The organism is Klebsiella grimontii (genome assembly GCF_042137965.1).
GTDB lineage: Bacteria > Pseudomonadota > Gammaproteobacteria > Enterobacterales > Enterobacteriaceae > Klebsiella > Klebsiella grimontii.
Window position 1 is genome coordinate 475,775 of the sequence record NZ_CP169721.1, and the last position, 26,978, is coordinate 502,752.

The 26,978-nt window shown below is 52.9% G+C and carries 20 protein-coding genes, 2 tRNA genes and 4 rRNA genes; 11 read left to right on the forward strand and 15 right to left on the reverse strand.

The window, feature by feature from the left end:
• Positions 1-2 precede the first annotated feature (2 nt).
• On the forward strand, positions 3-821 hold the full coding sequence (gene aroE, locus ACE3MN_RS02265; protein ID WP_004138442.1) for a shikimate dehydrogenase: 819 nt from the start codon (positions 3-5) through the stop codon (positions 819-821).
• Positions 818-1,075: a DUF1488 domain-containing protein gene (locus ACE3MN_RS02270; RefSeq protein ID WP_004138448.1), complete on the forward strand. Its 258-nt coding sequence runs from the start codon at positions 818-820 to the stop codon at positions 1,073-1,075. The genes aroE and ACE3MN_RS02270 overlap by 4 nt, the downstream gene beginning before the upstream one ends.
• Here ACE3MN_RS02270 and ACE3MN_RS02275 read toward each other — a convergent pair.
• Positions 1,051-1,605, reverse strand: coding sequence for a gamma carbonic anhydrase family protein (locus ACE3MN_RS02275; RefSeq protein ID WP_024360698.1), 555 nt, complete (start codon positions 1,603-1,605; stop codon positions 1,051-1,053). The genes ACE3MN_RS02270 and ACE3MN_RS02275 overlap by 25 nt on opposite strands.
• Before the next feature lie 471 nt (positions 1,606-2,076).
• Here ACE3MN_RS02275 and ACE3MN_RS02280 point away from each other — a divergent pair.
• The 6 genes from ACE3MN_RS02280 to rrf (ACE3MN_RS02305) all read left to right on the forward strand — a co-directional run bounded on the left by ACE3MN_RS02280 (position 2,077) and on the right by rrf (ACE3MN_RS02305) (position 7,303).
• A 16S ribosomal RNA gene (locus ACE3MN_RS02280) occupies positions 2,077-3,616 on the forward strand.
• Positions 3,617-3,703: 87 nt separating this feature from the next.
• Positions 3,704-3,778 (forward strand) — tRNA-Glu (locus tag ACE3MN_RS02285).
• A gap of 190 nt (positions 3,779-3,968) precedes the next feature.
• Positions 3,969-6,875 (forward strand): 23S ribosomal RNA (locus ACE3MN_RS02290).
• 67 nt (positions 6,876-6,942) lie between these two features.
• Positions 6,943-7,058, forward strand: a 5S ribosomal RNA gene (rrf, locus tag ACE3MN_RS02295).
• Positions 7,059-7,072: 14 nt separating this feature from the next.
• Positions 7,073-7,148 (forward strand) — tRNA-Thr (locus ACE3MN_RS02300).
• 39 nt (positions 7,149-7,187) lie between these two features.
• A 5S ribosomal RNA gene (rrf, locus tag ACE3MN_RS02305) occupies positions 7,188-7,303 on the forward strand.
• Together the 16S, 23S and 5S rRNA genes with 2 tRNA genes alongside form the textbook arrangement of a ribosomal RNA operon.
• Before the next feature lie 226 nt (positions 7,304-7,529).
• Here rrf (ACE3MN_RS02305) and ACE3MN_RS02310 read toward each other — a convergent pair.
• From ACE3MN_RS02310 to ACE3MN_RS02320, 3 genes are all read right to left on the reverse strand, one after another.
• Entirely contained in the window at positions 7,530-7,751 is a 222-nt protein-coding gene (locus tag ACE3MN_RS02310) for a membrane protein (protein ID WP_004125860.1), read from the reverse strand.
• A 282-nt stretch (positions 7,752-8,033) separates the two neighbouring features.
• Positions 8,034-11,144 (reverse strand): efflux RND transporter permease subunit, encoded by a 3,111-nt coding sequence (locus ACE3MN_RS02315; RefSeq protein ID WP_049130440.1) that lies wholly within the window; start codon positions 11,142-11,144, stop codon positions 8,034-8,036.
• Positions 11,145-11,157: 13 nt separating this feature from the next.
• On the reverse strand, positions 11,158-12,297 hold the full coding sequence (locus ACE3MN_RS02320) for an efflux RND transporter periplasmic adaptor subunit (protein ID WP_004139667.1): 1,140 nt from the start codon (positions 12,295-12,297) through the stop codon (positions 11,158-11,160).
• A gap of 378 nt (positions 12,298-12,675) precedes the next feature.
• Here ACE3MN_RS02320 and envR point away from each other — a divergent pair, with 378 nt between their 5' ends.
• Positions 12,676-13,326: an acrEF/envCD operon transcriptional regulator gene (envR, locus tag ACE3MN_RS02325; RefSeq protein WP_049130441.1), complete on the forward strand. Its 651-nt coding sequence runs from the start codon at positions 12,676-12,678 to the stop codon at positions 13,324-13,326.
• 64 nt (positions 13,327-13,390) lie between these two features.
• Here envR and fis read toward each other — a convergent pair whose 3' ends face one another.
• From fis to ACE3MN_RS02380, 11 genes are all read right to left on the reverse strand, one after another.
• Positions 13,391-13,687 carry a DNA-binding transcriptional regulator Fis gene (gene fis, locus ACE3MN_RS02330; protein ID WP_000462905.1) on the reverse strand — a complete coding sequence of 99 codons (297 nt, stop codon included), beginning with the start codon at positions 13,685-13,687 and terminating at the stop codon, positions 13,391-13,393.
• 24 nt (positions 13,688-13,711) lie between these two features.
• Positions 13,712-14,677, reverse strand: a complete 966-nt coding sequence (dusB, locus tag ACE3MN_RS02335) for a tRNA dihydrouridine synthase DusB (RefSeq protein WP_024360647.1) — start codon at positions 14,675-14,677, stop codon at positions 13,712-13,714.
• Positions 14,678-15,005: 328 nt separating this feature from the next.
• On the reverse strand, positions 15,006-15,746 hold the full coding sequence (locus ACE3MN_RS02340; protein ID WP_049086302.1) for a carbonic anhydrase: 741 nt from the start codon (positions 15,744-15,746) through the stop codon (positions 15,006-15,008).
• Positions 15,747-15,884: 138 nt separating this feature from the next.
• A complete protein-coding gene (gene prmA / locus ACE3MN_RS02345) occupies positions 15,885-16,766 on the reverse strand; it encodes a 50S ribosomal protein L11 methyltransferase (RefSeq protein ID WP_049086303.1) in 882 nt (293 codons plus the stop codon).
• 11 nt (positions 16,767-16,777) lie between these two features.
• Positions 16,778-18,229, reverse strand: a complete 1,452-nt coding sequence (gene panF, locus ACE3MN_RS02350) for a sodium/pantothenate symporter (RefSeq protein WP_004139683.1) — start codon at positions 18,227-18,229, stop codon at positions 16,778-16,780.
• A complete protein-coding gene (locus ACE3MN_RS02355; protein ID WP_004139687.1) occupies positions 18,219-18,461 on the reverse strand; it encodes a YhdT family protein in 243 nt (80 codons plus the stop codon). The genes panF and ACE3MN_RS02355 overlap by 11 nt, the downstream gene beginning before the upstream one ends.
• Before the next feature lie 110 nt (positions 18,462-18,571).
• Positions 18,572-19,921 carry an acetyl-CoA carboxylase biotin carboxylase subunit gene (gene accC / locus ACE3MN_RS02360; RefSeq protein WP_004125846.1) on the reverse strand — a complete coding sequence of 450 codons (1,350 nt, stop codon included), beginning with the start codon at positions 19,919-19,921 and terminating at the stop codon, positions 18,572-18,574.
• A gap of 10 nt (positions 19,922-19,931) precedes the next feature.
• On the reverse strand, positions 19,932-20,405 hold the full coding sequence (accB, locus tag ACE3MN_RS02365; protein ID WP_004125844.1) for an acetyl-CoA carboxylase biotin carboxyl carrier protein: 474 nt from the start codon (positions 20,403-20,405) through the stop codon (positions 19,932-19,934).
• A 393-nt stretch (positions 20,406-20,798) separates the two neighbouring features.
• Positions 20,799-21,398, reverse strand: a complete 600-nt coding sequence (msrQ, locus tag ACE3MN_RS02370; protein ID WP_004139694.1) for a protein-methionine-sulfoxide reductase heme-binding subunit MsrQ — start codon at positions 21,396-21,398, stop codon at positions 20,799-20,801.
• Positions 21,398-22,399: a protein-methionine-sulfoxide reductase catalytic subunit MsrP gene (gene msrP / locus ACE3MN_RS02375; RefSeq protein WP_049090443.1), complete on the reverse strand. Its 1,002-nt coding sequence runs from the start codon at positions 22,397-22,399 to the stop codon at positions 21,398-21,400. The genes msrQ and msrP overlap by 1 nt, the downstream gene beginning before the upstream one ends.
• Positions 22,400-22,476: 77 nt before the next feature.
• Entirely contained in the window at positions 22,477-23,451 is a 975-nt protein-coding gene (locus tag ACE3MN_RS02380) for an MDR family oxidoreductase (protein ID WP_004139700.1), read from the reverse strand.
• Between the two features lie 219 nt (positions 23,452-23,670).
• On the opposite strand from ACE3MN_RS02380, the gene csrD reads away from it, so the two are divergent.
• A complete protein-coding gene (gene csrD, locus ACE3MN_RS02385) occupies positions 23,671-25,611 on the forward strand; it encodes an RNase E specificity factor CsrD (protein WP_004139703.1) in 1,941 nt (646 codons plus the stop codon).
• Positions 25,612-25,916: 305 nt separating this feature from the next.
• Positions 25,917-26,960 carry a rod shape-determining protein MreB gene (gene mreB / locus ACE3MN_RS02390; RefSeq protein ID WP_002918653.1) on the forward strand — a complete coding sequence of 348 codons (1,044 nt, stop codon included), beginning with the start codon at positions 25,917-25,919 and terminating at the stop codon, positions 26,958-26,960.
• The last annotated feature ends 18 nt before the right edge of the window (positions 26,961-26,978 follow it).

Consider the following 26,978-nt stretch of genomic DNA (forward strand, 5'->3'; position numbering starts at 1 on the left):
TCATGGAAACTTATGCCGTCTTCGGAAACCCGATTGCCCATAGCAAGTCGCCATCTATTCATCGGCTTTTTGCGCAGCAGCTGCAAATTACGCATCCCTATGGCCGTATCCTGGCTCCGCTCGATGATTTTGTTACCACGCTCGATGCTTTCTTTAATGAAGGTGGTAAGGGAGCGAACGTCACCGTGCCTTTTAAAGAAGAGGCCTTCGCGCGAGCTGATGAGTTAACTGAACGCGCAGCGCTGGCTGGTGCGGTCAATACGCTTAAACGGTTGGAGGATGGCCGCCTGCTTGGGGACAATACCGATGGTATTGGACTACTGAGCGATCTGGAACGGCTTGGTTTTATTAAACCTGGATTCCGGGTGTTGCTTATTGGCGCAGGTGGGGCTTCACGCGGCGTATTGCTTCCTCTCCTGTCGCTGGATTGCGCCGTGACTATTGTTAATCGTACCTATTCTCGCGCCCATGAACTGGCTACGCTTTTTTCTCATACCGGCAGCGTCCGCGCTTTAGATATAGAAGCATTGGGCGGTCAGGAATTTGATCTGATTGTTAATGCGACGTCCAGCGGTATTGACGGCGATGTTCCCTCGATCCCTGTTACCTTAATAAATCCTCATGTCTGTTGTTATGACATGTTTTACCAGAAAGGCTGTACGCCATTTTTAGCCCTCTGCCAGCAACACGGTGCGACAAAATGCGCTGATGGGTTGGGAATGCTGGTGGCGCAGGCTGCCCATGCGGTGCTGTTATGGCATGGCGTACTGCCAGAAATTAGGCCAGTCATTGCAGCGTTGCAGAAGGAACTGAATGCGTGAACCAGGCTATTCAGTTTCCAGACAGAGAGATATGGGATGAAGCGCATCAATGTATCGCTTTTCCGGCATTAGTTAACGGCATGCAGCTTACCTGCGCCTTAACGTTAACGGTGCTCAAGAAGCGTTTTGGCGGTGAAGAACCCGCACAATGGCTGGCCGCTTTTCGTGAACATCGCTGGGATCTGGAAGATGAAGCCCAGGATCTCATTCTCGACCAGCGGGAAGATGCTCAGGGTTGGGTCTGGCTTTCCTGATCGAGATAATCACCTTTCCACTTTACATAGTTATTCGCTGAATATATGAGCCCCGCGATTTCCGCCTCCGTCAGGGGGCGTATCTGTTTTACCGGGTTACCAAAGTAAAGGTAGCCACTCTTGAGGCGTTTGTTCTGAGGCACCAGACTACCTGCGCCAATCATTATGTCGTCTTCAACAATCACGCCATCCAACAAAATCGAACCCATCCCGACCAGTACCCGATTACCAATAGTGCAGCCGTGTAGCATCACCTTATGCCCGACGGTGACATCATCGCCAATGATCAGTGGATTGCCTTGCGGATTAGATGGTGATTTATGCGTGACATGTAAGACGCTACCGTCCTGAATGTTGGTGCGAGCGCCTATTTCGACGTAATTCACATCGCCGCGAATCGCGACCAGAGGCCAGATACTGACGTCATCAGCCATTCTGACATCACCGATCACCACGCTGCTGCTGTCGATCATCACGCGCAGGCCCGTTTTAGGGAATAAATCTTTATAACGACGTAAACTGGTGGTCATGGTTACCTCAATAAACGAAGGGAGTGCAGAGACTTTGGTTGCTTTTTTGGCCGTCTGCAACCCTTTATTGTGGTAAAAATTGAGCGAATTGAGCAAGAACGCCGCGAAGCGGCTGAAAAACCATCATTTGGAAAAAAAGATCGAAAAAAGGCTTGTGCAAAAAAATGGGATCCCTATAATGCGCTCCCACTGACACGGCAGATGTGAATCACTTCACAAACAACCCGGTCGGTTGAAGAGAAAAAATCCTGAAATAACGGGTTGACTCTGAAAGAGGAAAGCGTAATATACGCCACCTCGCAACGGTGAGCGAAAGCCGCGTTGCACTGCTCTTTAACAATTTATCAGACAATCTGTGTGGGCACTCAAAGTGACATGGATTCTTAACGTCTTCGGACGAAAAATGAATACCAAGTCTCTGAGTGAACATACGTAATTCATTACGAAGTTTAATTCACGAGCATCAAACTTAAATTGAAGAGTTTGATCATGGCTCAGATTGAACGCTGGCGGCAGGCCTAACACATGCAAGTCGAACGGTAGCACAGAGAGCTTGCTCTCGGGTGACGAGTGGCGGACGGGTGAGTAATGTCTGGGAAACTGCCTGATGGAGGGGGATAACTACTGGAAACGGTAGCTAATACCGCATAACGTCGCAAGACCAAAGAGGGGGACCTTCGGGCCTCTTGCCATCAGATGTGCCCAGATGGGATTAGCTAGTAGGTGGGGTAACGGCTCACCTAGGCGACGATCCCTAGCTGGTCTGAGAGGATGACCAGCCACACTGGAACTGAGACACGGTCCAGACTCCTACGGGAGGCAGCAGTGGGGAATATTGCACAATGGGCGCAAGCCTGATGCAGCCATGCCGCGTGTATGAAGAAGGCCTTCGGGTTGTAAAGTACTTTCAGCGGGGAGGAAGGCGATAAGGTTAATAACCTTGTCGATTGACGTTACCCGCAGAAGAAGCACCGGCTAACTCCGTGCCAGCAGCCGCGGTAATACGGAGGGTGCAAGCGTTAATCGGAATTACTGGGCGTAAAGCGCACGCAGGCGGTCTGTCAAGTCGGATGTGAAATCCCCGGGCTCAACCTGGGAACTGCATTCGAAACTGGCAGGCTGGAGTCTTGTAGAGGGGGGTAGAATTCCAGGTGTAGCGGTGAAATGCGTAGAGATCTGGAGGAATACCGGTGGCGAAGGCGGCCCCCTGGACAAAGACTGACGCTCAGGTGCGAAAGCGTGGGGAGCAAACAGGATTAGATACCCTGGTAGTCCACGCTGTAAACGATGTCGACTTGGAGGTTGTTCCCTTGAGGAGTGGCTTCCGGAGCTAACGCGTTAAGTCGACCGCCTGGGGAGTACGGCCGCAAGGTTAAAACTCAAATGAATTGACGGGGGCCCGCACAAGCGGTGGAGCATGTGGTTTAATTCGATGCAACGCGAAGAACCTTACCTACTCTTGACATCCAGAGAACTTAGCAGAGATGCTTTGGTGCCTTCGGGAACTCTGAGACAGGTGCTGCATGGCTGTCGTCAGCTCGTGTTGTGAAATGTTGGGTTAAGTCCCGCAACGAGCGCAACCCTTATCCTTTGTTGCCAGCGATTCGGTCGGGAACTCAAAGGAGACTGCCAGTGATAAACTGGAGGAAGGTGGGGATGACGTCAAGTCATCATGGCCCTTACGAGTAGGGCTACACACGTGCTACAATGGCATATACAAAGAGAAGCGACCTCGCGAGAGCAAGCGGACCTCATAAAGTATGTCGTAGTCCGGATTGGAGTCTGCAACTCGACTCCATGAAGTCGGAATCGCTAGTAATCGTGGATCAGAATGCCACGGTGAATACGTTCCCGGGCCTTGTACACACCGCCCGTCACACCATGGGAGTGGGTTGCAAAAGAAGTAGGTAGCTTAACCTTCGGGAGGGCGCTTACCACTTTGTGATTCATGACTGGGGTGAAGTCGTAACAAGGTAACCGTAGGGGAACCTGCGGTTGGATCACCTCCTTACCTGAAAGAACCTGCCTTTGTAGTGTCCACACAGATTGTCTGATAGATGTAAAGAAGCAAGACGGCTGCGAAGTCGCGACACCTCGTGTCCCCTTCGTCTAGCGGTTAGGACTCCGCCCTTTCACGGCGGCAACAGGGGTTCGAATCCCCTAGGGGACGCCACTTGCTGGCTGTGAGTGAAAGGCACAACCAACCGATATCTCAAAACTCATCTTCGGGTGACGTTTGAGATATTTGCTCTTTAAAAATCTGGATCAAGCTGAAAATTGAAACGACACACAGCTAATGTGTGTTCGAGTCTCTCAAATTTTCGCGACACGATGATGTTTTACGAAACATCTTCGGGTTGTGAGGTTAAGCGACTAAGCGTACACGGTGGATGCCCTGGCAGTCAGAGGCGATGAAGGACGTGCTAATCTGCGAAAAGCGTCGGTAAGGTGATATGAACCGTTATAGCCGGCGATGTCCGAATGGGGAAACCCAGTGCAATTCGTTGCACTATCGTTTGATGAATACATAGTCAAACGAGGCGAACCGGGGGAACTGAAACATCTAAGTACCCCGAGGAAAAGAAATCAACCGAGATTCCCCCAGTAGCGGCGAGCGAACGGGGAGCAGCCCGGAGTCTGAATCAGCTTGTGTGTTAGTGGAAGCGTCTGGAAAGTCGCAGGGTACAGGGTGATACTCCCGTACACTAAAACGCACAGGCTGTGAACTCGAAGAGTAGGGCGGGACACGTGGTATCCTGTCTGAATATGGGGGGACCATCCTCCAAGGCTAAATACTCCTGACTGACCGATAGTGAACCAGTACCGTGAGGGAAAGGCGAAAAGAACCCCGGCGAGGGGAGTGAAAAAGAACCTGAAACCGTGTACGTACAAGCAGTAGGAGCCTCTTTATGGGGTGACTGCGTACCTTTTGTATAATGGGTCAGCGACTTATATTCTGTAGCAAGGTTAACCGTATAGGGGAGCCGCAGGGAAACCGAGTCTTAACTGGGCGTTAAGTTGCAGGGTATAGACCCGAAACCCGGTGATCTAGCCATGGGCAGGTTGAAGGTTGGGTAACACTAACTGGAGGACCGAACCGACTAATGTTGAAAAATTAGCGGATGACTTGTGGCTGGGGGTGAAAGGCCAATCAAACCGGGAGATAGCTGGTTCTCCCCGAAAGCTATTTAGGTAGCGCCTCGTGAACTCATCTTCGGGGGTAGAGCACTGTTTCGGCTAGGGGGTCATCCCGACTTACCAACCCGATGCAAACTACGAATACCGAAGAATGTTATCACGGGAGACACACGGCGGGTGCTAACGTCCGTCGTGAAGAGGGAAACAACCCAGACCGCCAGCTAAGGTCCCAAAGTCATGGTTAAGTGGGAAACGATGTGGGAAGGCCCAGACAGCCAGGATGTTGGCTTAGAAGCAGCCATCATTTAAAGAAAGCGTAATAGCTCACTGGTCGAGTCGGCCTGCGCGGAAGATGTAACGGGGCTAAACCATGCACCGAAGCTGCGGCAGCGACACTATGTGTTGTTGGGTAGGGGAGCGTTCTGTAAGCCGTTGAAGGTGGCCTGTGAGGGTTGCTGGAGGTATCAGAAGTGCGAATGCTGACATAAGTAACGATAATGCGGGTGAAAAACCCGCACGCCGGAAGACCAAGGGTTCCTGTCCAACGTTAATCGGGGCAGGGTGAGTCGACCCCTAAGGCGAGGCCGAAAGGCGTAGTCGATGGGAAACAGGTTAATATTCCTGTACTCGGTGTTACTGCGAAGGGGGGACGGAGAAGGCTATGTTGGCCGGGCGACGGTTGTCCCGGTTTAAGCATGTAGGCGGATGTTCCAGGTAAATCCGGAACGTTATCAACGCTGAGGTGTGATGACGAGGCACTACGGTGCTGAAGTGACAAATGCCCTGCTTCCAGGAAAAGCCTCTAAGCATCAGGTAACATCAAATCGTACCCCAAACCGACACAGGTGGTCAGGTAGAGAATACCAAGGCGCTTGAGAGAACTCGGGTGAAGGAACTAGGCAAAATGGTGCCGTAACTTCGGGAGAAGGCACGCTGATATGTAGGTGAAGTGGTTTACCCATGGAGCTGAAATCAGTCGAAGATACCAGCTGGCTGCAACTGTTTATTAAAAACACAGCACTGTGCAAACACGAAAGTGGACGTATACGGTGTGACGCCTGCCCGGTGCCGGAAGGTTAATTGATGGGGTTATCCGTAAGGAGAAGCTCTTGATCGAAGCCCCGGTAAACGGCGGCCGTAACTATAACGGTCCTAAGGTAGCGAAATTCCTTGTCGGGTAAGTTCCGACCTGCACGAATGGCGTAATGATGGCCAGGCTGTCTCCACCCGAGACTCAGTGAAATTGAACTCGCTGTGAAGATGCAGTGTACCCGCGGCAAGACGGAAAGACCCCGTGAACCTTTACTATAGCTTGACACTGAACACTGGTCCTTGATGTGTAGGATAGGTGGGAGGCTTTGAAGTGTGGACGCCAGTCTGCATGGAGCCATCCTTGAAATACCACCCTTTAATGGCTGGTGTTCTAACGTGGGCCCCTAATCGGGGTTGCGGACAGTGTCTGGTGGGTAGTTTGACTGGGGCGGTCTCCTCCTAAAGAGTAACGGAGGAGCACGAAGGTCAGCTAATCCTGGTCGGACATCAGGAGGTTAGTGCAATGGCATAAGCTGGCTTGACTGCGAGCGTGACGGCGCGAGCAGGTGCGAAAGCAGGTCATAGTGATCCGGTGGTTCTGAATGGAAGGGCCATCGCTCAACGGATAAAAGGTACTCCGGGGATAACAGGCTGATACCGCCCAAGAGTTCATATCGACGGCGGTGTTTGGCACCTCGATGTCGGCTCATCACATCCTGGGGCTGAAGTAGGTCCCAAGGGTATGGCTGTTCGCCATTTAAAGTGGTACGCGAGCTGGGTTTAGAACGTCGTGAGACAGTTCGGTCCCTATCTGCCGTGGGCGCTGGAGAATTGAGGGGGGCTGCTCCTAGTACGAGAGGACCGGAGTGGACGCATCACTGGTGTTCGGGTTGTCATGCCAATGGCATTGCCCGGTAGCTAAATGCGGAAGAGATAAGTGCTGAAAGCATCTAAGCACGAAACTTGCCCCGAGATGAGTTCTCCCTGACTCCTTGAGAGTCCTGAAGGAACGTTGAAGACGACGACGTTGATAGGCCGGGTGTGTAAGCGCAGCGATGCGTTGAGCTAACCGGTACTAATGAACCGTGAGGCTTAACCTTACAACGCCGAAGATGTTTTGGCGGATTTGAGAGAAGATTTTCAGCCTGATACAGATAACAGAATTTGCCTGGCGGCACTAGCGCGGTGGTCCCACCTGACCCCATGCCGAACTCAGAAGTGAAACGCCGTAGCGCCGATGGTAGTGTGGGGTCTCCCCATGTGAGAGTAGGGAACTGCCAGGCATCAAATTAAGTGTGCTGATATGGCTCAGTTGGTAGAGCGCACCCTTGGTAAGGGTGAGGTCCCCAGTTCGACTCTGGGTATCAGCACCAGTTTTTTAGGTTAAAGTTCGGCGATTTGAAAAGAATTTGCCTGGCAACGATAGCGCGGTGGTCCCACCTGACCCCATGCCGAACTCAGAAGTGAAACGCCGTAGCGCCGATGGTAGTGTGGGGTCTCCCCATGTGAGAGTAGGGCATTGCCAGGCATCAAATAAGTGAAAAGCCCATCCTGACGGATGGGCTTTTTGCGTTTTTGCGTCCACGAAAAAATCATATCCGGCAATGACGTTTCATCCGCTCGCTGTTATCCGAGGGAGCTTTGTCCGGGCTTCAGCAGCGGGCAATACAGTTTAAGCATCGTGGGGCTTACCTTCGGGGAAAGCGGTACCGGATATGACTCCGGTACCTGTCATGTCAGAGAAGAGAAAGGAATTAACGCGTCAATGCCACGATACCGAGCGTCAGACCAGCTATCGCGGCTGCGCCTCCGGCAATCGCGCCAGCAGTTTCCCAGTTATCCTGGGTCGTTCCTTTCATACAGGTATTGGTGTGGACTAATCTACCTTCAGAATCATAAACCGGCACACACGGAGAGTCGTGCGCACAGCCGGCGAGCAGCGTTGCCAGCAATGCCACTATAATAAATTTATTCATGATGTTACCTCTAAATAATCCGCTTCGCTGTATTGGAGAACCCATACACCTACGGAACGGTTTATTTTATCATCAGCAATACAGGGCGCCGCTAGAGTAAATAATCTCAATTTATGAGTAACGTAAATATCGTGAAGAAAGTCAGAAGACGATAGATAAATAATGTGTATGGGAAACCGCGGCAATTATTAAAAATTAATAAATACATTTAATATCATCAGGATAGTTACCGATACGCAGACGAAAAAAAAGCACCAGAAAGGTGCCTTTAGATAAGAGTATTTACTCTGCGTGTTTCGTAAAACGGCGTCTTACCACCACGAAGAAGACGGGGACGAAGAAGATAGCCAGCAATGTCGCCATCAGCATTCCGCCCATAACGCCGGTACCGACCGCGTTTTGGGCGCCGCTGCCGGCTCCGTGGCTAATTACCAGAGGCAGAACCCCCAGGATAAAGGCCAGCGAAGTCATCAGGATAGGGCGTAAACGCATACGAGATGCTTCAAGTGTGGCTTCGATAATTCCTTTGCCTTCCTTATCCATCAGGTCTTTCGCAAACTCAACGATAAGAATAGCGTTTTTCGCAGACAGGCCGATAGTTGTTAATAAACCCACCTGGAAATAAACGTCATTATTAAGCCCACGTAACGACGCTGCCAGCAGTGCTCCAACCACCCCTAATGGAACGACGAGCATGACGGAGAAGGGAATAGACCAGCTTTCATAAAGCGCCGCAAGACACAAAAAGACAACGATAAGTGAAATGGCATATAAAGCTGGCGCCTGATTACCGGATAAACGTTCTTGATAAGACATCCCCGTCCAGTCGTAGCCGATCCCAGTAGGAAGCTTGCTGGCCAATTGCTCCATTAAAATCATCGCATCACCGGTACTTTTCCCGGGCGCCGCTTCGCCAAGCATTTCCATAGAGGGCAAACCATTGTAGCGCTCCAGTCGCGGGGAGCCATAAACCCAGCGCGAAGTCACAAAAGCGGAGAACGGGACCATTTCGCCATTCGCGCTGCGGACGTACATATTATTGATATCGCTCGGCAGCATACGGAATTTTGCATCGGCCTGAACGTAGACTTTTTTCACTCGCCCATGGTCAATAAAGTCGTTGACGTAATATCCCCCCAGCGCCGCGGAAATGGTCTCATTGATATCGGATAGCGAAATACCCAGAGCCTGAGCTTTCTCCTGATCGACATCCAGCTTGAATTGCGGCGTGTCTTCGAGCCCATTCGGGCGAACGCGTACCAGCTGATCCGGATGCTCTCTCACCATACCAAGGAGCTGATTACGGGCCTGGGTTAGCGCGCTATGGCCGAGGTTGCCCTGATCGATAAGCTCAAAGTCAAAACCCGTGGCCGTACCCAGCTCGATAATAGCCGGCAGGTTGAAAGGGAAGACCATGGCATCTTTAATCTGGCTGAAGGCGGCGGTTGCTCGTTTGATGATGGCCTCAACGCCATTTTCGGAACCACTGCGTTCTTCCCATGGCTTCAGGCTGACAAACGCCATACCGGAGTTTTGGCCCTGACCGCTAAAGCTAAAGCCGTTAACGGTAAAGACGCTTTCAACGTTCGCCTTCTCTTTATGCAGGTAGTAATCGGTAACCGTATCGAGCACTTTTTGCGTGCGCTCCTGCGTTGCGCCTGAAGGCAGTTGGATCATGGTCATAAATACCCCCTGATCCTCATCCGGCAAGAAGGAGGTGGGCAGGCGCACAAAGAGCACGGCCATACCCACAACGATCAGCAAATAGATGATGAGATAGCGTCCGGTACAGCCCAGGATCCCACTAACGCTGTTAGTGTAGTGGCTCACGCTACGATCGAATTTCGCGTTAAACCAACCAAAAAATCCTTTTTTCTCATGATGATCGGCTGATGCGGGTTTCAATAATGTAGCGCAAAGCGCGGGGGTCAGGATCAGCGCCACCAGTACGGACAGCGCCATGGCGGAGACGATGGTGATAGAGAATTGCCGATAAATCGCTCCCGTAGAACCGCCAAAGAAGGCCATCGGGACAAACACCGCCGAGAGCACCATGGCAATGCCAACCAGCGCCCCCTGTATTTGCGCCATCGATTTTTCCGTCGCCTCTTTTGGCGGAAGCTTCTCTTCAACCATGACGCGTTCGACGTTTTCCACCACCACGATAGCATCGTCGACCAGAAGGCCTATTGCCAGCACCATGCCAAACATGGTTAGCGTATTGATGGAGTAACCGAACGTTGCCAGGACGGCAAAGGTGCCGAGCAGGACGACCGGAACCGCAATAGTGGGGATCAGCGTGGCCCGGATATTCTGTAAAAACAGGTACATTACCAGGAAGACGAGGATAATCGCCTCAAACAGCGTCTTCACGACCTCATGAATTGAGATTTTCACAAACGGCGTGGTGTCGTAAGGATAGACGACCTTCATCCCCTGGGGGAAGTATGGCTGCAGTTCGGCAAGCTTCGCTTTAATCGCAGCGGCGGTATCGAGGGCATTGGCGCCGGTAGCGAGTTTAATTCCCAGGCCTGAAGCCGGTTTTCCATTGATTTTAGCGACAACGTTGTAGTTCTCACCACCCAGCTCAATACGCGCCACATCTTTCAGATGCACCACTGAGCCATCCGCGTTCACGCGCAGCGTCACTTTGCCAAACTCTGCCGGGTCTTTCAGCCGTGTCTGAGCAATGATGGAGGCGTTTAGCTGCTGGCCTTTAAGGGCTGGCGTACCGCCAAGCTGGCCTGCTGCAATCTGATCGTTCTGTATCTGTAGCTGGTTAATGACGTCGACAGGCGTGAGGTTGTACTTATTCAGGAGATTGCCGTCCAGCCAGACGCGCATTGCATACTGCGCCCCGAAGAGCTGTACATCGCCAACGCCGTTAAGGCGGCTGATGGTATCTTTGACGTTCGATGCGACATAGTCAGAGATATCATCCTGAGTGGTGCTGGCGTTATCGGAGATGAATCCAGCAACCATCAAGAAGCTACTGCTTGATTTCTCGACGCTAATCCCCTGCTGCTGTACTTCCTGAGGCAGAAGCGGCGTCGCCAGCTGGAGTTTATTCTGCACCTGAACTTGCGCAATATCCGGATCCGTACCCGACGTAAAGGTCAGAGTGATGGTCACGCCGCCTGCAGAATCGCTGGTTGAGGACATGTACATCAGGTTATCGATACCGTTCATGTTCTGTTCGATAACCTGAGTCACCGTATCCTGAACGGTTTGCGCGTCCGCACCCGGATAGGTTGCGGAGATCGCCACCGCTGGCGGCGCGATAGTCGGGTATTGTGCAATCGGTAGCTGCATAATCGCGAGGCCACCAGCAATCATCATGATGATCGCCAGCACCCAGGCGAAGACCGGTCGATGAATAAAAAACTTAGACATAGGGATTTGTACCTTATTGCGCGACGGACGTCGCGGTATCCTCTTCGGCCTTCACGGTGACGCCGGGACGTACTTTCTGCAGACCGCTGACGATAACTTTTTCACCGGCTTTCAGACCGCTGGTGACTAACCACTTATCGCCAATCGCCTGCGCAGCGGTGACAGCCCGCGTTTCCACCTGGTTTTTGTCATTAACGAGCATCACGCTGGCCTCGCCGCGCGGCGTGCGGGTGACTCCCTGCTGGGGAACGAGAATGGCATTCGGCGACACGCCTTCATCAATGCGGGCGCGAACAAACATTCCTGGCAGCAAAGCGTGCTGTGGGTTAGGGAAGATCGCGCGTAGCGTAATTGAGCCGGTGCTCTCATCCACGGTGACATCAGAGAACTGTAAAGCGCCCTGAAGCGTATAAGGCTGACCGTTTTCCATAATCAACTGCACGTTTTTGGTGTCATTGCCGTGCTGCAGACTTTCCTGTTTCAGGCGCATGAAATCATTACTGGATTCGGTAACGTCCACATAAATGGGGTCGAGCTGCTGTACCGTCGCCATCGCGTCGGCCTGACCGTTCGTCACCAGGGCGCCTTCGGTCACGCTCGATTTGCCGATACGGCCGCTGATGGGAGAGGTCACTTTGGTGTAGGCCAGATTAATACGCGCGCTTTCCACGGCTGCTTTTGCAGCGATAACATCGGCATCAGCCTGGCGTGCGGTCGCCACCGCCTGATCGTACTCTTGCTGGCTGATATATTTTGTGCCGAGAAGAGGCGCGTAGCGTTTTACCGTTAAATGGGCGATGGCGGCTGCGGCCTCCGCTTTCGCTTCATCGCCCTTTGTGCTGTTGTAAGCTGCCTGATAAGTCGCCGGATCGATTTGATAAAGCGACTGTCCTGCGCTGACATCGCTACCTTCGACAAAGTTACGCTGCAGGATTATTCCATTCACCTGCGGGCGGACTTCCGCGACGCGGTAGGCTGATGTGCGGCCGGGTAGCTCCGTGGTGACGGATAGCGGCGCGCTGTGTACCACATAAACGGAAACCTGGGGTATCTGTGCATGTGGTTGCCCATCGCCTGAATTATCGCAACCGCTGAGCAAGATAGCCGAGATGATAAGGCTGGATAAAAGTGTAACCCTGACATGAGGTGTCATTGCTGTTCCTTATAGATTATGAGCCTGATTTGGCCACGAATCTGTGCAAGAAATAATGAATTAAAATGCGGTTTGTTATCCTACAAATAAAAAACGGTGGATGTAAGACATAGTTATTTTTTATCCATCAGCAAGGCACGTAAAAACAAAATATCAGGGATTATGTTTTTAGAATGATCTCAAATTAAAATTTGCTTACATTGATATTTAATTTATGAATGAATTGGAATTAATTATTTGTTGTGTGTATTTATTTTATTTTAGTTTGAGATTTAACTTATCTGTATTTTTGCTAAACAATATTGATTGTCAGATGCTAGGTTTATACCTATTCAGCTATTTCCCACACTCTCAATCTGGCGTTGAGTGGAGCACCGTATGCCTAGAAGAACGAAAGAAGATGCGCTAAAGACCCGGCAGCTTCTGATTGAGTCCGCCATTCAGCAGTTTGCCCTACGCGGCGTGACCAGCACCACCTTAGCCGATATTGCTGATGCTGCTGGCGTCACGCGCGGAGCGGTGTACTGGCACTTTGCGAGCAAAGCGGAGCTATTTAATGAAATATGGCAACAGCAGCTGCCGCTACGCGACCTGCTTCAGCATGAATTTCCCCAAAAAGAGAGCAAGGATCCGCTCAGCACGCTACGAGAGAAATTTATTATTGGCTTACAATATATCGCCAATAATCCCCGTCAGCGTGCGTTGATGCAAATTCTGTATCAGAAATGTGAGTTTTCCAGCGACATGATGCCGGAAGCTGAGATTCGTAAGAGAATTGGATTTAGTTACCCGATTATTGGCGGGATTTTGCAGCTCTGTATTCGTAACGGATTATTACCAGCGGAAACGAATGTTGAAGTTTCATTAATTGTTTTACACAGCGCGTTTACCGGTATTATTAAAAACTGGCTGGTGGAGCCGGGACAATTTGATCTGTATCGCCAGGCGCCCGCTTTGGTTGATAATATTATGTCGATCCTTTGTGGGACTACACGACAGCTGGCGACAGTGAGCCATTACAATCAATGAAATAAAAAAGGCGCTTCCCCATGCCGAAGAGCGCCTTTTATATCAAACATTTAACTGATTAGTATCAGTTCATGCCGTATTTTTTCAATTTTTTACGCAGAGTACCACGGTTGATGCCCATCATCAGGGCAGCACGGGTCTGGTTACCGCGGGTGTATTGCATCACCATGTCCAACAGGGGCTGTTCTACTTCAGCCAGTACCAGCTCATACAGGTCATTAACATCCTGACCGTTCAGTTGAGCAAAATAGTTCTTCAGTGCCTGTTTAACCGAGTCACGCAGGGGCTTTTGAGTCACCTGATCCTGAGAGTTAACGGTAGAAACGGTCAGTACGTCAGAATTTACGCGTTGTTCGAACATAGTTCTGTCAGCTCTTTATTTCTATTACGCAAAATTTTCGAAGTATGCCTCCAACGCCTCCAGCTGTTCGCTGGAATCTTCTATGGCGTTGAATGTGCGCCGAAACTGGTCATCTGGAGCGTGTTCCTGCAGATACCAGGATACGTGTTTGCGTGCGATTCGGTACCCTTTTGCCTGGCCATAAAAGCCATGCAGTTCCCGAACGTGTGCACAAAGCAAGCGCTTAACCTCTGCCAACGGCAGCGGGGGCAGCAGCTCTCCAGTGTCCAGATAGTGCTGGATTTCCCGAAAGATCCAGGGTCTTCCCTGAGCGGCACGGCCTATCATAAGGGCATCTGCCCCCGTATAGTCGAGCACAGCTCTGGCTTTAAGCGGGTCAGTAATGTCGCCATTCGCGATAACCGGAATGGAAACTTTCTGCTTAACTGCCCGAATACTGTCGTACTCAGCATCTCCGTTAAACAAGCAGGCGCGCGTGCGTCCGTGAATAGTCAGAGCCTGAATGCCACATTCTTCAGCCAGTTGGGCAATTTCTACACAGTTACGGTGTTCCGGTTCCCAACCGGTGCGAATCTTGAGAGTTACGGGAACGTCCACTGCTTTGACGACCGCCGTCAGGATGGACTTCACCTGGTCGGGGTACTGCAAGAGGGCTGAACCTGCAAGCTTACGATTCACCTTTTTAGCCGGACACCCCATATTGATATCAATAATCTGGGCGCCGCTTTCCACGTTAATACGGGCGGCTGCAGCCATCTCTTCCGGCACGCTGCCGGCGATTTGCACGGTACGAATACCGGGCTCATCAACGTGCACCATCCGTAAGCGGGACTTGTCGCTCTCCCAAACCTGCGGGTTGGAGGACATCATCTCGGATACGGTCAATCCTGCTCCCATCTCGTAACACAACGTCCGGAATGGTCTGTCAGTAATGCCAGCCATAGGCGCTGCGATGAGTCGATTCCTGAGCTGGTAGTGTCCGATGCGCATGAGTTAAGAAATGACCATACTGTGACTGCAAGGCGGCGTATATTACGCATTTTTTGCACGAGATGAAAGGCCAAACTTTGAGCAATCCTCTGCGGTGGATCAAAGAATCGCCGTGAAGATTAGCGTCCATGAATAATTAGCTTTATAAATCATTGCATTAAAAATATGTGATGAATTTATCTACACATATAATTTTGTCTAACTTCTCATTTTTTCTTCCCGGAGCCGGCTGCGGGCAAGATAATCTGCTGAAGAAATCAGCAAATTACCTTGGCTTTATGTGAGTTAGCTCTCATTTCAGAACATGATCGTGAAGCATCTCTGATGTTTACTCTATGACCACGCGACCGTTCAGCGGCTGTACCGGACGATTGTTATCGTGATGCATAGCGTGGCTGAATTTTGCCAGCTGCGCTGAAGAAAGGGTCAGGGGATGCTTAAGCACAATCCAGGTTACCCCTTCTGAACAAGGCGGAGTGGTCAGAGAGCCGCTAAAGCGCCAGTAGGTTTTATCTACGGGAAGCAGGACGTTGAGATCCATTTGCGTGACAATTTTAGCCGTCTGCTCAGCCTGCTCGGGCATGGTGGCCCACAGCTTGTTCAGTTCTGTATTTTCCGCGCCCTGCTCGAACATCACCGCCACCACGGCGACGGCGCCTTTAGCGTTCTTATGTACCAGATGCATCTCCATCGCATAGTGCTTGCCGTGGACCGTGTTTTCGCTCGGGGCATGGAAATGGAACTGCTGGAGGATAAATGGCGTACCGTCAATCGTAATGGTGTCCGCTGTCGTGGTCTTTAGCGCCGCCTGGATGGTATGGCCATTATTAATGAGCGTGATTGGGCCATCGATGTAGTGCGTATCCAGCGGTGAAAGGTGGGTTTTGAACGTGGCATCGATGTTGATGGGGGATTGGTTCATGCCGTTCTGGCAGGTTTTATACTCCTCATTGAGCGCCCCCCAGTGTTCCGGCGAACCTTCGCCTTCATAGCTCCAGTGGGAAGCGAAAACCGTAACGGGCATCATGCTTAACGCCAACAATGCCGCCTTGCCTAAAGATGTTTTCATATAATTCGTCCGATGAATAGAATGATGATTTTATTGGTAACTACAATACGTTACCTCATCATCTTATTCTTATTGAGCGCAAGATTATGTACAGAAAACGCGAAAAGTTGTGGCCTGCGATGAGGCCACAAGGAGAGATTACTTTTTATAACCGGTAATCCGGCACCACTCCTCTTTTTCCACGACGGGATCGAGCTCAAAGAGCTCGGCGTAGGCTTCACAAACGCTTTCCGCCTGGCTGGCAAGGATACCGGAAAGCCCCAGCAGACCGCCTGTAACCGGCAGCACGCTGATAAGAGGGGCCAGCTCGCGTAATGGGCCAGCCAGAATGTTGGCGACCACCACATCGGCTTTCATCGCCTCTGGCTGATCCTTGGGCAGATAAAGTTCCAGGCGTTCAGAGACCCCGTTACGTTCGGCATTATCGCGGCTGGCCTGAATGGCCTGCGGATCGATATCAATACCGATAGCTTTCGCCGCGCCCAGCTTTAATGCCGCGATAGCCAGAATGCCTGAGCCGCAGCCAAAATCGATAATCGTTTTACCCGCGAGATCGAGTCCATCCAGCCACTGCAGGCACATCGCGGTGGTGGGATGCGTACCGGTACCAAACGCCAGGCCCGGGTCGAGCATCACGTTCACGGCGTTTTCATCCGGAACATCGCGCCAGCTCGGGCAAATCCACAGTCGTTGACCAAAGCACATAGGGTGGAAGTTATCCATCCACTCGCGCTCCCAGTCTTTATCTTCCAGTTGTTCGATTTTATGCACGAAACCGACGCCCAACAGCGGATGCTGCTGCAGAATGGCGACCACCTCTGCCATATCGGTTTCGGCGTCAAACAGACCGATAACGTCCGTATCGCCCCACAGACGGGTTTCACCCGGTAGAGGTTCGAATACCGGCGTATCGTGAGTATCCTGGAAAGTAATGGAAACGGAACCCGCTTCCATCAGCGCATCACTCAGCTCTTCCGCGTTCGCGCCGGTAGTATTCAATTTCAGTTGGATCCATGGCATGGCAAAACTCTTTATTTATCAGTAGTCAATACGGCGGCTTGCGGGGCGGAGGTACCGAACCGGTTTCCGACCAGGAAAGCCAATAAGCTTAACAGCAACGAGGGCACTATCGGATGGAAGCCCAGGTACTGAAGATTAAAAGTGGCGAGTATGGCATAGAGTACGCCGCCGACGATCATCGCGCTCAATGCGCCTGTTGCATTCGCCCGTTCCCAGTACAGACCCAGAACCAGCGGCCATAAGAACACGGCCTCAAGGCCGCCGAACGCCAGCAGGTTGAGCCAGATGATCATCTCAGGCGGACGCCAGGCGGCCAGCATCATCAGGATCCCCAGCACCAGCGTGGCGATCGTTGAGATCCGCTTTAGCTTCTGTTCATTATGTTTTTTCGTCGGCTGAGCGCTGAGCCAAAGATCTTTAATGATCGTAGCTGAAGCCTGCAATAAATGGGCATTGACGTTCGACATGATCGCGGCCATCGGGGCCGCCAGAAACAGACCCGCAGCCCAGGGGGGGAGAACCTGCACCATCAGGGTCGGGATAACCTGATCCGGGACGGTCAGGTGGGGCAAAACGGCTCTACCCAGCGCGCCGGCCAGATGCATACCAAACATCAGGATCGCGACAACGATGGTACCGATGATGATGCCGCGGTGCACCGCTTTACTATCTTTATAAGAGATGCAGCGCACGGCGGTGTGCGGCAGGCCGATAACCCCGAAGCACACCAGAACCCAGAAGGAGGTCATAAATGCCGGAGTGAGGATATCGTTCGCTCCGTGCGGCGATACCAGCTTCGGGTCGATATGCTGCAGCGTATCCACGGCGTTATGCAATCCGCCTGCCGCGTGTACGACGCCAACCAGCAAGACGATGGTGCCGATCAGCATGACCATACCTTGCATCGTGTCGTTGAGGACGCTGGCGCGGAAGCCGCCGAAGGCGGTGTACAGCGCGATAGTGATGCCGAAGATCAGCAGGCCCGTTTCATATTTGATGCCGGCGGCGGTTTCCAGCAGGCGGGCGCCGCCGATAAACTGCACGGCAATCGCCCCGACAAAGGCGACCAGTAGGCTTACGCTCGCTATCCAGACGACCGCGCGGCTTTGGTAGCGCGCCTGTAGCATATCGTTAAGGGTAATCGCGTTATAGCGCCGCGCCAGAATGGCGAACTTTTTGCCGAGTATCCCTAATGACAGCCAGATTGTTGGCACCTGAATCATCGCCAGCAGCACCCAGCCAAGTCCATATTTATAGGCGGCTCCCGGCCCGCCGATAAAAGAACTGGCGCTGATATAGGTGGCGGTTAGCGTCATTGCGAGAACGAAGCCGCCCATCGAACGGCTACCGAGAAAGTATTCGCTGAGAAAGCTGCCGCTGCTGCGTTTGCGCATCGCGTAAATCGACAGACCAAACACGACCAACAGGTAAACGAGCAGTACAACGATGATTTCAAACTGCATCGTTATCCTCCAGGGAAATATCGCGGAAGATGAAACGCACCATCGCCCAGCACAGCAGAATAAACACCAGCGGTACCAGCAGGCAGGCCATTTCAAACCAGTGCGGCAGACCGGTGATACCAATACCGACGCCCGGCAGATAGGCGGCAGCCAGCCAGGCCGCAAGGTAGAGAAGGGTTAGCCACAGCGCCCAGCGCGCCTCTTTATGGGCCTGAACAAAACGCTTGTCCATTTTTTGTCCCCTGAGGATGAAGAAAGCGGGGATTGTACCGCATGGCAAAGAGGAGGGGAGAGAAAAAGAAAAAAGGCCGGGTTATCCGGCCTTTTGCAACGATGGCAGAATTACTTCTCCTGCAATCCGAGTTTTTTCTCCAGATAGTGGATATTGGTGCCACCATTCTGGAAATGCTCGTCGTTCATGATGCGAATCTGCAGATCAACGTTGGTTTTGATGCCGTCGATAATCAGCTCCTGCAGCGCATTCTTCATGCGGGCAATCGCGACATCACGGTTTTCGCCATAGCAGATCAGCTTCCCGATCATGGAGTCATAGTACGGAGGCACGGTGTAGCCTGCGTAGATATGAGACTCCCAGCGCACGCCAAAACCGCCCGGCGCGTGGAAGCGGGTAATTTTACCCGGGCTCGGCAGGAAGGTATTCGGGTCTTCGGCGTTGATACGGCATTCCACCGCATGGCCTTTAACCACAACTTCTTCCTGCTTGATGGACAGCGGCTGCCCTGCAGCGATACGCAGCTGTTCTTTAATCAGGTCGACGCCGGTGATCATTTCGGTTACCGGATGTTCAACCTGAATACGGGTGTTCATTTCGATGAAATAGAACTCGCCGTTTTCGAACAGGAACTCAAAAGTACCCGCGCCGCGATAGCCGATATCGACGCACGCTTTGGAGCAACGCTCGCCGATATAGCGACGCAGTTCCGGCGTAATGCCCGGTGCTGGCGCCTCTTCGACCACTTTCTGGTGACGACGCTGCATGGAGCAGTCGCGCTCAGCCAGATAGATAGCGTTACCCTGGCCGTCAGCCAGTACCTGGATCTCGATGTGACGAGGATTCTCCAGGTATTTCTCCATATACACCATGTCGTTGTTGAAAGCGGCTTTCGCTTCCGCTTTGGTCATGGAGATGGATTGCGCCAGCTCAGCATCGCTGCGCACGACGCGCATACCGCGACCGCCGCCGCCGCCGGAGGCTTTGATAATCACCGGGTAGCCAATGCGTTTTGCATGAGCGCGGTTAACGTCCATATCTTCGCCCAGCGGGCCGTCAGAGCCCGGTACGGTCGGAACGCCGGCTTTCTTCATCGCGGTGATAGCCGACACTTTATCGCCCATCAGGCGGATGGTGTCAGCTTTCGGACCGATAAAGATAAAGCCGGAACGCTCAACCTGCTCAGCGAAGTTTGCGTTTTCGGACAAAAATCCGTAACCCGGGTGAATAGCCACCGCGCCGGTGATTTCAGCAGCGCTGATAATCGCCGGGATATTAAGGTAGCTTTTTACGGACGGCGCCGGGCCGATACAGACCGTCTCATCCGCTAACAATACGTGTTTTAAATCGCGATCCGCCGTTGAGTGCACAGCAACGGTCTTGATGCCCAGTTCTTTACAGGCACGCAGGATACGCAATGCAATCTCGCCGCGGTTGGCGATAACAATTTTATCCAGCATGTTCGCCTCGTTATTCGATGACGACCAGTGGCTCGTCAAATTCTACCGGTTGACCACTTTCGACCAGAATGGCTTTCACCACGCCGGATTTATCGGCTTCGATCTGGTTCATCATTTTCATGGCTTCAACGATGCACAGGGTATCGCCCGCGTTAACTTTCTGACCGATTTCGATGAAGGCTTTCGCGTCCGGGCTCGGGGTGCGGTAGAAAGTACCAACCATTGGGGAACGTACGATGTGGCCACTGATTTCCGCTGCCGCAGGGGCTTCCATTGCTGGCGTTGCCGCAGAGGCGACTGCGTTAGACAGCGCTGGCTGTTGCTGCATCATCGGTGCGGCATAAGCCTGTTGCATCACCGGGAAACCTGCGTTTGGCGCGGCACGGCTGATGCGTACAGACTCTTCGCCTTCAGAAATTTCCAGTTCGGAGATGCCTGATTCTTCAACCAGCTCGATCAGTTTTTTAATCTTACGAATATCCATGAGTGGGTTCCGTACTCTTTGTTTAGTGTGATTGTGACAGGCGTGTTAGCACCGTCTGTAAAGCATATGAATTACTGCTGTTGCAAGATGCCGCGCTTCTTCAGAAGCCGACAGGTTAAGCCTCCGATGCTCGAAAGCAAAAAGCGAAACTTATCGGCCAATATGCGGCTATCTTCTGCCATTCTCGGGTAAAAAACAAAATATACCTTCGATGCGCGATTGTCACCTTTTCGGGACTCAAAAAGCCCGTCAGGAAAACCAAAGTCGCACATTATAACGATTTCGTAGCAATTGGCAGCTAAATACTGGTCTTATCAGGGAAGATTATCAACCGCTATCGTGAAAAGAGTGGCGGTTGATAAAAGAACTGCGGGAAACTGCACATATCCGGAATTAGCGCCACCACTGGCGGAACTTCTTGTATCGCCATGCCAGAAGCAGGACCGCCAGCAGCGCATAAATTATCGGTTGCGGGGATAAAATCTTCACCGACCACAGGTAGTGGATGGGGGCGAGGATCGCGACAACATAGACGAAGTTATGCAATGTTTGCCAGCGACGCCCCAATTTTCGCTGCATCGCTTGCGTTGACGTCGCCGCCAGCGCCAGCAGAATCAGCCAGCTGATTAACCCCAGCGTCAGGTAGGGGCGGGTGAACACTTCTGTACCCAATAGCGTCAGATTGTTAATCCCAAGTTCGAGCAGCGTATAGCTGGTCAAATGCAGCGTTGCCCAGGCAAAGCACCATAAACCGAGTAAACGCCGGGTGCGTATCAATAACGGCTGTTTAGCGTAGCGCGCCAGCGGCGAAACAAGCAAGGTAGCCAGCAGGAATTTAAGAGCCATCCTACCGGTGAAGTGCTGGATATCCTTTGCCGGATCGGCGCTGAAATACCCTTGATGCCCGGCCCAAAACAGCCAGACAAAAGGCAAAAAGCCGGCAAGATGGAGAAGCGCTTTCAGCCAGGTTATCTGCTTTACAGTCAGGCGCACTAGTAATTCTCCCGCAGGTTCAGGCCCCGGTAGAGCGAGGCCACTTCCTCGGCATAGCCGTTGAAGAGCAACGTTGGCTGGCGTTTGACGTCGAGTACGCCGCCTGCGCCGATAAAGCGCTCGGTTGCCTGCGACCAGCGGGGATGATCGACATGCGGGTTGACGTTGGCGTAGAAGCCATATTCCTCAGGCCCGGCGAGGTTCCAGGTGGTGGGGGGACGTTCACGAGTCAGTTCGATACTGACGATCGACTTTATCCCTTTGAAACCGTACTTCCAGGGAACGGTGAGTCGAACCGGCGCGCCGTTTTGCGGGGGCAGCGCTTTGCCATACACGCCGACGCTGAGCAGCGTCAGAGGATGCATGGCTTCATCGAGCCGCAGCCCTTCGACATAGGGATACGCCAGCCCGCCGCCGATAAAACGATCCTTCTGGCCCGGCATCTGCTCAGGCGCATAAAGCGTTTTAAACGCGACGTAGCGTGCATTGCTGGTGGGTTCGACCAGCGACAGCAGTTTATGTAGCGGGAAGCCGACCCACGGAATCACCATCGACCAGGCTTCGACGCAGCGCATGCGGTAAATTCTCTCCTCCAGCGGGAAACGGCTGGTCAGGTCGTCATGATCGAGCGTGAGGGGTTTTGCCACTTCACCGCCGATCGTTAGCGTCCAGGGGTCAGTGCGCAGGCTTCCGGCATTTGCCGCCGGATCGGCTTTATCCAGGCCGAACTCATAAAAGTTGTTGTAGCCTGATACCTTATCTTCCGGCGTTAACGTGAGATTGTTTTGCCATTGCGCCGGTTTATCGAACGTCAGCGCTTTACCCGCCGGTGCCGGCGGGCGGTCGTTGCCTTTAAACCAATCCAGCAGGTCAGCTTGCGCGGAGGGGGAGAGGGAAAGGGCGGTCGCGCTAATCCCCAGCATTTTCAGGACCTGGCGACGTTGCAACATAAAAACGGATTCTGCCGTCACGTCGGCTTCCGTCAGTTTTTTGGGTTTCATGGCATCCTCCGTCATGCGTTTTTCTTAGCATGGCGGAGGCGCAGCGTTATTGCGAATATGTCACGAAAAATTGCAGATTAGGCGATTTTGACCAGCGTGCGGCCCTGAATTTTATTGCTCATGATCTTATCGGCAAACGCAGGGGCTTCCGCGAGGGTGATTTCCGTTGCGCTTTGCGCGTAGAAAGATTCCGGGAGATCGCGAACCAGCCGCTGCCAGGCCTCGGCCCGGCGCGCGGGAGGGGTCATCACCGAGTCAACGCCCTGCAGGCGCACGTTACGCAGAATAAAGGGCATCACGGTAGTGGGCAGAGCAAAGCCGCCTGCCAGACCGCAGGCGGCGACGCAGCCGCCGTAGTTCATCTGCGCCAGTACTTTTGCCAGTACTTTATCGCCAACGGTGTCAACGGCACCGGCCCACAGCTGTTTTTCCAGCGGCCGGGTTTCGGCGAACTCATCGCGGCTAAGAATGCGCTGAGCGCCGAGGTTTTTAAGATATTCATGCGTGCTTTCGCGCCCGGAAACCGCCGCCACCTTGTACCCGAGATGATGCAGCAAAGCGACCGCGGTGCTGCCGACGCCGCCGCTGGCCCCGGTGACCACCACTTCGCCGTCTTCAGGACGGATCCCGGCGTCTTCCAGCGCCATCACGCACAGCATCGCGGTGAAACCCGCGGTACCAATCACCATGGCTTTACGTCCATCCAGGCCTTGAGGCATCGCCACCAGCCAGTCGCCTTTAACGCGAGCGCGCTCCGCCAGACCGCCCCAGTGGTTTTCCCCCACGCCCCATCCGGTCAGCAGCACCTGCTGGCCGGCGTGGAAGCGAGGATCTTCGCTGCTGTGGACAAAACCGGCAAAATCGATGCCAGGAATCATCGGAAAGTTGCGGATAATTTTTCCTTTCCCGGTGATAGCCAGCGCATCTTTATAGTTGAGGCTGGACCATTGGACATCCACTGTCACATCGCCCTGTGGCAGCTGGCTGGCGTCAATGGTTTGCACCGAAGAGAGAGTTTTGCCATCCTGCTGTTCTAAGATTAAAGCCTGCATGCGCCGGTCCTCATAGGTTGGATGATTGGAAAATTTTTTCTGCAGACTATACTCGCTAACGGCATTATTACACCGACGTAACGCAATAAATTGCCAGATGCGCCAGCTTTGATAGTATGCGTCGCTCTTTAGAAAGTTAGTGCTTACTTTAGTTTAGGCGCCAGCACAGGAGCCCGGATGTTTATCGGGTAGTCATTCACACGCGGAGTTAACACAGGGATGCGATTAACGACGAAATTCTCAGCTTTTGTCACGTTGCTCACCGGCCTGACGATCTTTGTCACGCTGATTGGCGCTTCGCTGAGTTTTTATAACGGCATTCAGCTAAAAATGACTAACCGCGTTCAGGCGGTGGCGACGATGCTGGATAACCGTCTGGTCTCTATGTCCTTTGACCAGATTGAACCGCAGATGGATGAACTGATGACGCCGGTCGAAGCGGTGCGCGTTGATTTTCAGCTCAATGGCAAGTCGGTCTATAGCCATTCTCGCACCGATAACTATCGCCCTTTAGGCAGCAGCAAGCAGTTTCGCGCTATCACGGTCCCGTCGCTCAAACACCCAGGTATGGCTATCCATCTGGTATACCTGGATCCCATGGCCAATTACTTCCGTTCACTGCACGTCACCGCGCCGCTTTCCATCGCCATTGGTTTTATGGTGCTGATTATCTTTTTCTCCGTGCGCTGGATCCGTCGCCAGCTGGCGGGCCAGGAGCTACTGGAGCTTCGCACTGCGCGTATTCTTAATGGCGAACGTGGACCGCAGGTGCGCGGATCGGTACACGAGTGGCCAGCGAACACCAGTAGCGCGCTGGATATGCTGCTATCCGAACTTCAGTTCGCCAGCGATCAGCGAAGCCGCATGGATACCCTGATTCGTTCCTATGTCGCGCAGGATTCAAAAACCGGGCTGAGTAACCGATTATTTTTTGATAACCAGCTATCGACGCTGCTTGAAGATCAGGAGAAGGTGGGGTCATACGGCATCGTTATGATGATCCGCCTGCCGGATTTCGACCTGCTTCGCGATAACTGGGGGCGCGCGGCGACCGAAGAGCATTACTTTACGCTGATCAACATGCTTTCCACTTTCATCATGCGTTACCCTGGCGCGCTGCTGGCTCGCTACCATCGCAGTGATTTTGCCGTCTTGCTTCCGCATCGTACGTTAAAAGAGGCGGACAGCATTGCCGGGTTGCTATTGAAAGCCATGGACGCTCTGCCGCCGACGCGCATTCTCGATCGTGACGATATGATGCATATCGGGATCTGTGCTTTCCGTAGCGGGCAAACGGCGGCTCAGGTGATGGAACATGCGGAAGCGGCTACGCGCAATGCGGTGCTGCAGGGCAGCAATAGCTGGGCTGTCTATGATGACTCTCTGCCGGAGAAAGGGCGTGGCAACGTGCGCTGGCGTACCCTTATCGAGCAGATGCTCAGCCGAGGCGGGCCGCGACTTTACCAGAAACCGGCGGTGACTCGCGACGGTCGCGTACATCATCGCGAGCTAATGTGCCGTCTGTATGATGGCAAGGAAGAGGTGATTGCGGCGGAATATATGCCGATGGTGCTGCAGTTTGGCCTGGCGGAAGAGTATGACCGCCTGCAAATTACGCGACTGCTGCCGTTTTTAGGCTTCTGGCCGGAAGAAAACCTCGCGCTGCAGGTGACGGTTGAGTCTTTAATCCGCCCCCGATTCCAGCGCTGGCTGCGCGATACTTTGATGCAATGCGAAAAATCGCACCGTCGACGTATTATTTTTGAACTTGCAGAGGCGGATGTTTGTCAATATATCGGCCGCCTGCAGCCGGTTATGCGGTTGGTTAACGCTTTAGGTATTCGGATCGCCGTTGTTCAGGCCGGTCTGACGCTGGTTGGAACTAGCTGGATCAAGCAGCTCGACGTTGAAGTGATTAAGCTGCATTCGGGGTTATCGCGCAATATAGAAAAACGCAGTGAAAATCAGCTGCTGGTCCAGAGCCTGGTTGAGGCCTGTAAAGGAATGCCGGTTCAGGTTTTCGCAACCGGCGTGCTCAGCCGAAGCGAGTGGCAGGTGCTGTCTCAATGCGGTGTTACCGGCGGTCAGGGGGAATTTTTTGCCGCCTCACAGCCACTTGACACAAATGTGAAAAAATATTCGCAAAGATACTCTGTTTGATCTGCCGTTTAGCGTGATTTCACGTAGAATAATGCGCGCCATAGTGATGGGGGTGTGCTTGTCTACCTGCCGGATTGTCGCAATGTAAATGCCAGTGAATGACCTTTGACAGGTTGCAGATTCAAGCGCGGAGCGCTGCTGAAGATTTCTGCGTCGGACGGACTCAGTCAAATTTGTAACAAAGGTAACGAACTGCACTAATTTTCACCGCAGCAGATGATTTTTGCGCCTTGTCGCTGCTGCGCGTGGTTGGTAAAGTAAGCGGATTTTGTTTTCCGCCCCAGCTTTCAGGATTATCCCTTAGTATGTTAAAAAAATTTCGTGGCATGTTTTCCAATGACCTGTCCATTGACCTGGGTACCGCGAATACCCTGATTTATGTAAAAGGACAAGGCATCGTATTGAATGAGCCTTCCGTTGTGGCCATTCGTCAGGATCGTGCCGGATCGCCGAAAAGCGTCGCCGCTGTGGGTCATGAAGCGAAGCAGATGCTTGGGCGTACACCGGGCAACATTGCAGCTATTCGCCCAATGAAAGACGGCGTTATCGCCGACTTCTTCGTTACCGAAAAAATGCTCCAGCACTTTATTAAACAGGTGCACAGCAACAGCTTTATGCGTCCGAGCCCGCGCGTGCTGGTCTGCGTACCGGTTGGCGCGACCCAGGTTGAACGTCGCGCGATTCGCGAATCCGCACAGGGCGCTGGCGCCCGTGAAGTCTTCCTGATTGAAGAGCCGATGGCGGCTGCGATCGGCGCCGGTCTGCCGGTCTCCGAAGCGACGGGTTCGATGGTTGTGGATATCGGCGGCGGTACCACTGAAGTGGCGGTTATCTCTCTGAACGGTGTGGTTTACTCCTCCTCCGTCCGTATCGGCGGCGACCGTTTTGACGAAGCCGTCATTAATTATGTCCGTCGTAACTATGGTTCCCTGATCGGCGAAGCGACCGCAGAACGTATTAAACACGAGATCGGTTCCGCTTATCCGGGTGATGAAGTTCGCGAAATCGAAGTTCGCGGGCGTAACCTTGCTGAAGGCGTGCCGCGCGGCTTTACGCTGAACTCTAACGAAATCCTCGAAGCGCTGCAGGAGCCGTTGACCGGCATCGTCAGCGCGGTGATGGTCGCGCTGGAACAGTGCCCGCCGGAATTGGCTTCCGATATCTCCGAACGCGGAATGGTTCTGACCGGCGGTGGCGCACTGTTGCGCAACCTTGACCGTCTGTTAATGGAAGAGACAGGAATACCTGTCGTAGTTGCAGAAGATCCACTGACCTGCGTCGCTCGTGGCGGCGGCAAGGCACTGGAAATGATCGATATGCACGGCGGCGACTTGTTCAGCGAAGAGTAGTCAGCCTGAGATCCGGGT

Excerpts from the sequence above, each read along its gene's own strand:
- panF (WP_004139683.1), bottom strand. The coding sequence starts at position 18,229 with ATGCAGTTTGAAATCATCGTTGTACTGCTCGTTTACCTGTTGGTCGTG.
- ACE3MN_RS02340 (WP_049086302.1), bottom strand. The coding sequence starts at position 15,746 with ATGAAAACATCTTTAGGCAAGGCGGCATTGTTGGCGTTAAGCATGATG.
- ACE3MN_RS02275 (WP_024360698.1), bottom strand. The coding sequence starts at position 1,605 with ATGACCACCAGTTTACGTCGTTATAAAGATTTATTCCCTAAAACGGGC.
- dusB (WP_024360647.1), bottom strand. The coding sequence starts at position 14,677 with ATGCGCATCGGACACTACCAGCTCAGGAATCGACTCATCGCAGCGCCT.
- csrD (WP_004139703.1), top strand. The coding sequence starts at position 23,671 with ATGCGATTAACGACGAAATTCTCAGCTTTTGTCACGTTGCTCACCGGC.
- ACE3MN_RS02315 (WP_049130440.1), bottom strand. The coding sequence starts at position 11,144 with ATGTCTAAGTTTTTTATTCATCGACCGGTCTTCGCCTGGGTGCTGGCG.
- fis (WP_000462905.1), bottom strand. The coding sequence starts at position 13,687 with ATGTTCGAACAACGCGTAAATTCTGACGTACTGACCGTTTCTACCGTT.
- ACE3MN_RS02355 (WP_004139687.1), bottom strand. The coding sequence starts at position 18,461 with ATGGACAAGCGTTTTGTTCAGGCCCATAAAGAGGCGCGCTGGGCGCTG.
- mreB (WP_002918653.1), top strand. The coding sequence starts at position 25,917 with ATGTTAAAAAAATTTCGTGGCATGTTTTCCAATGACCTGTCCATTGAC.
- ACE3MN_RS02380 (WP_004139700.1), bottom strand. The coding sequence starts at position 23,451 with ATGCAGGCTTTAATCTTAGAACAGCAGGATGGCAAAACTCTCTCTTCG.
- aroE (WP_004138442.1), top strand. The coding sequence starts at position 3 with ATGGAAACTTATGCCGTCTTCGGAAACCCGATTGCCCATAGCAAGTCG.
- accB (WP_004125844.1), bottom strand. The coding sequence starts at position 20,405 with ATGGATATTCGTAAGATTAAAAAACTGATCGAGCTGGTTGAAGAATCA.
- envR (WP_049130441.1), top strand. The coding sequence starts at position 12,676 with ATGCCTAGAAGAACGAAAGAAGATGCGCTAAAGACCCGGCAGCTTCTG.
- ACE3MN_RS02310 (WP_004125860.1), bottom strand. The coding sequence starts at position 7,751 with ATGAATAAATTTATTATAGTGGCATTGCTGGCAACGCTGCTCGCCGGC.
- msrP (WP_049090443.1), bottom strand. The coding sequence starts at position 22,399 with ATGAAACCCAAAAAACTGACGGAAGCCGACGTGACGGCAGAATCCGTT.
- accC (WP_004125846.1), bottom strand. The coding sequence starts at position 19,921 with ATGCTGGATAAAATTGTTATCGCCAACCGCGGCGAGATTGCATTGCGT.
- prmA (WP_049086303.1), bottom strand. The coding sequence starts at position 16,766 with ATGCCATGGATCCAACTGAAATTGAATACTACCGGCGCGAACGCGGAA.
- ACE3MN_RS02320 (WP_004139667.1), bottom strand. The coding sequence starts at position 12,297 with ATGACACCTCATGTCAGGGTTACACTTTTATCCAGCCTTATCATCTCG.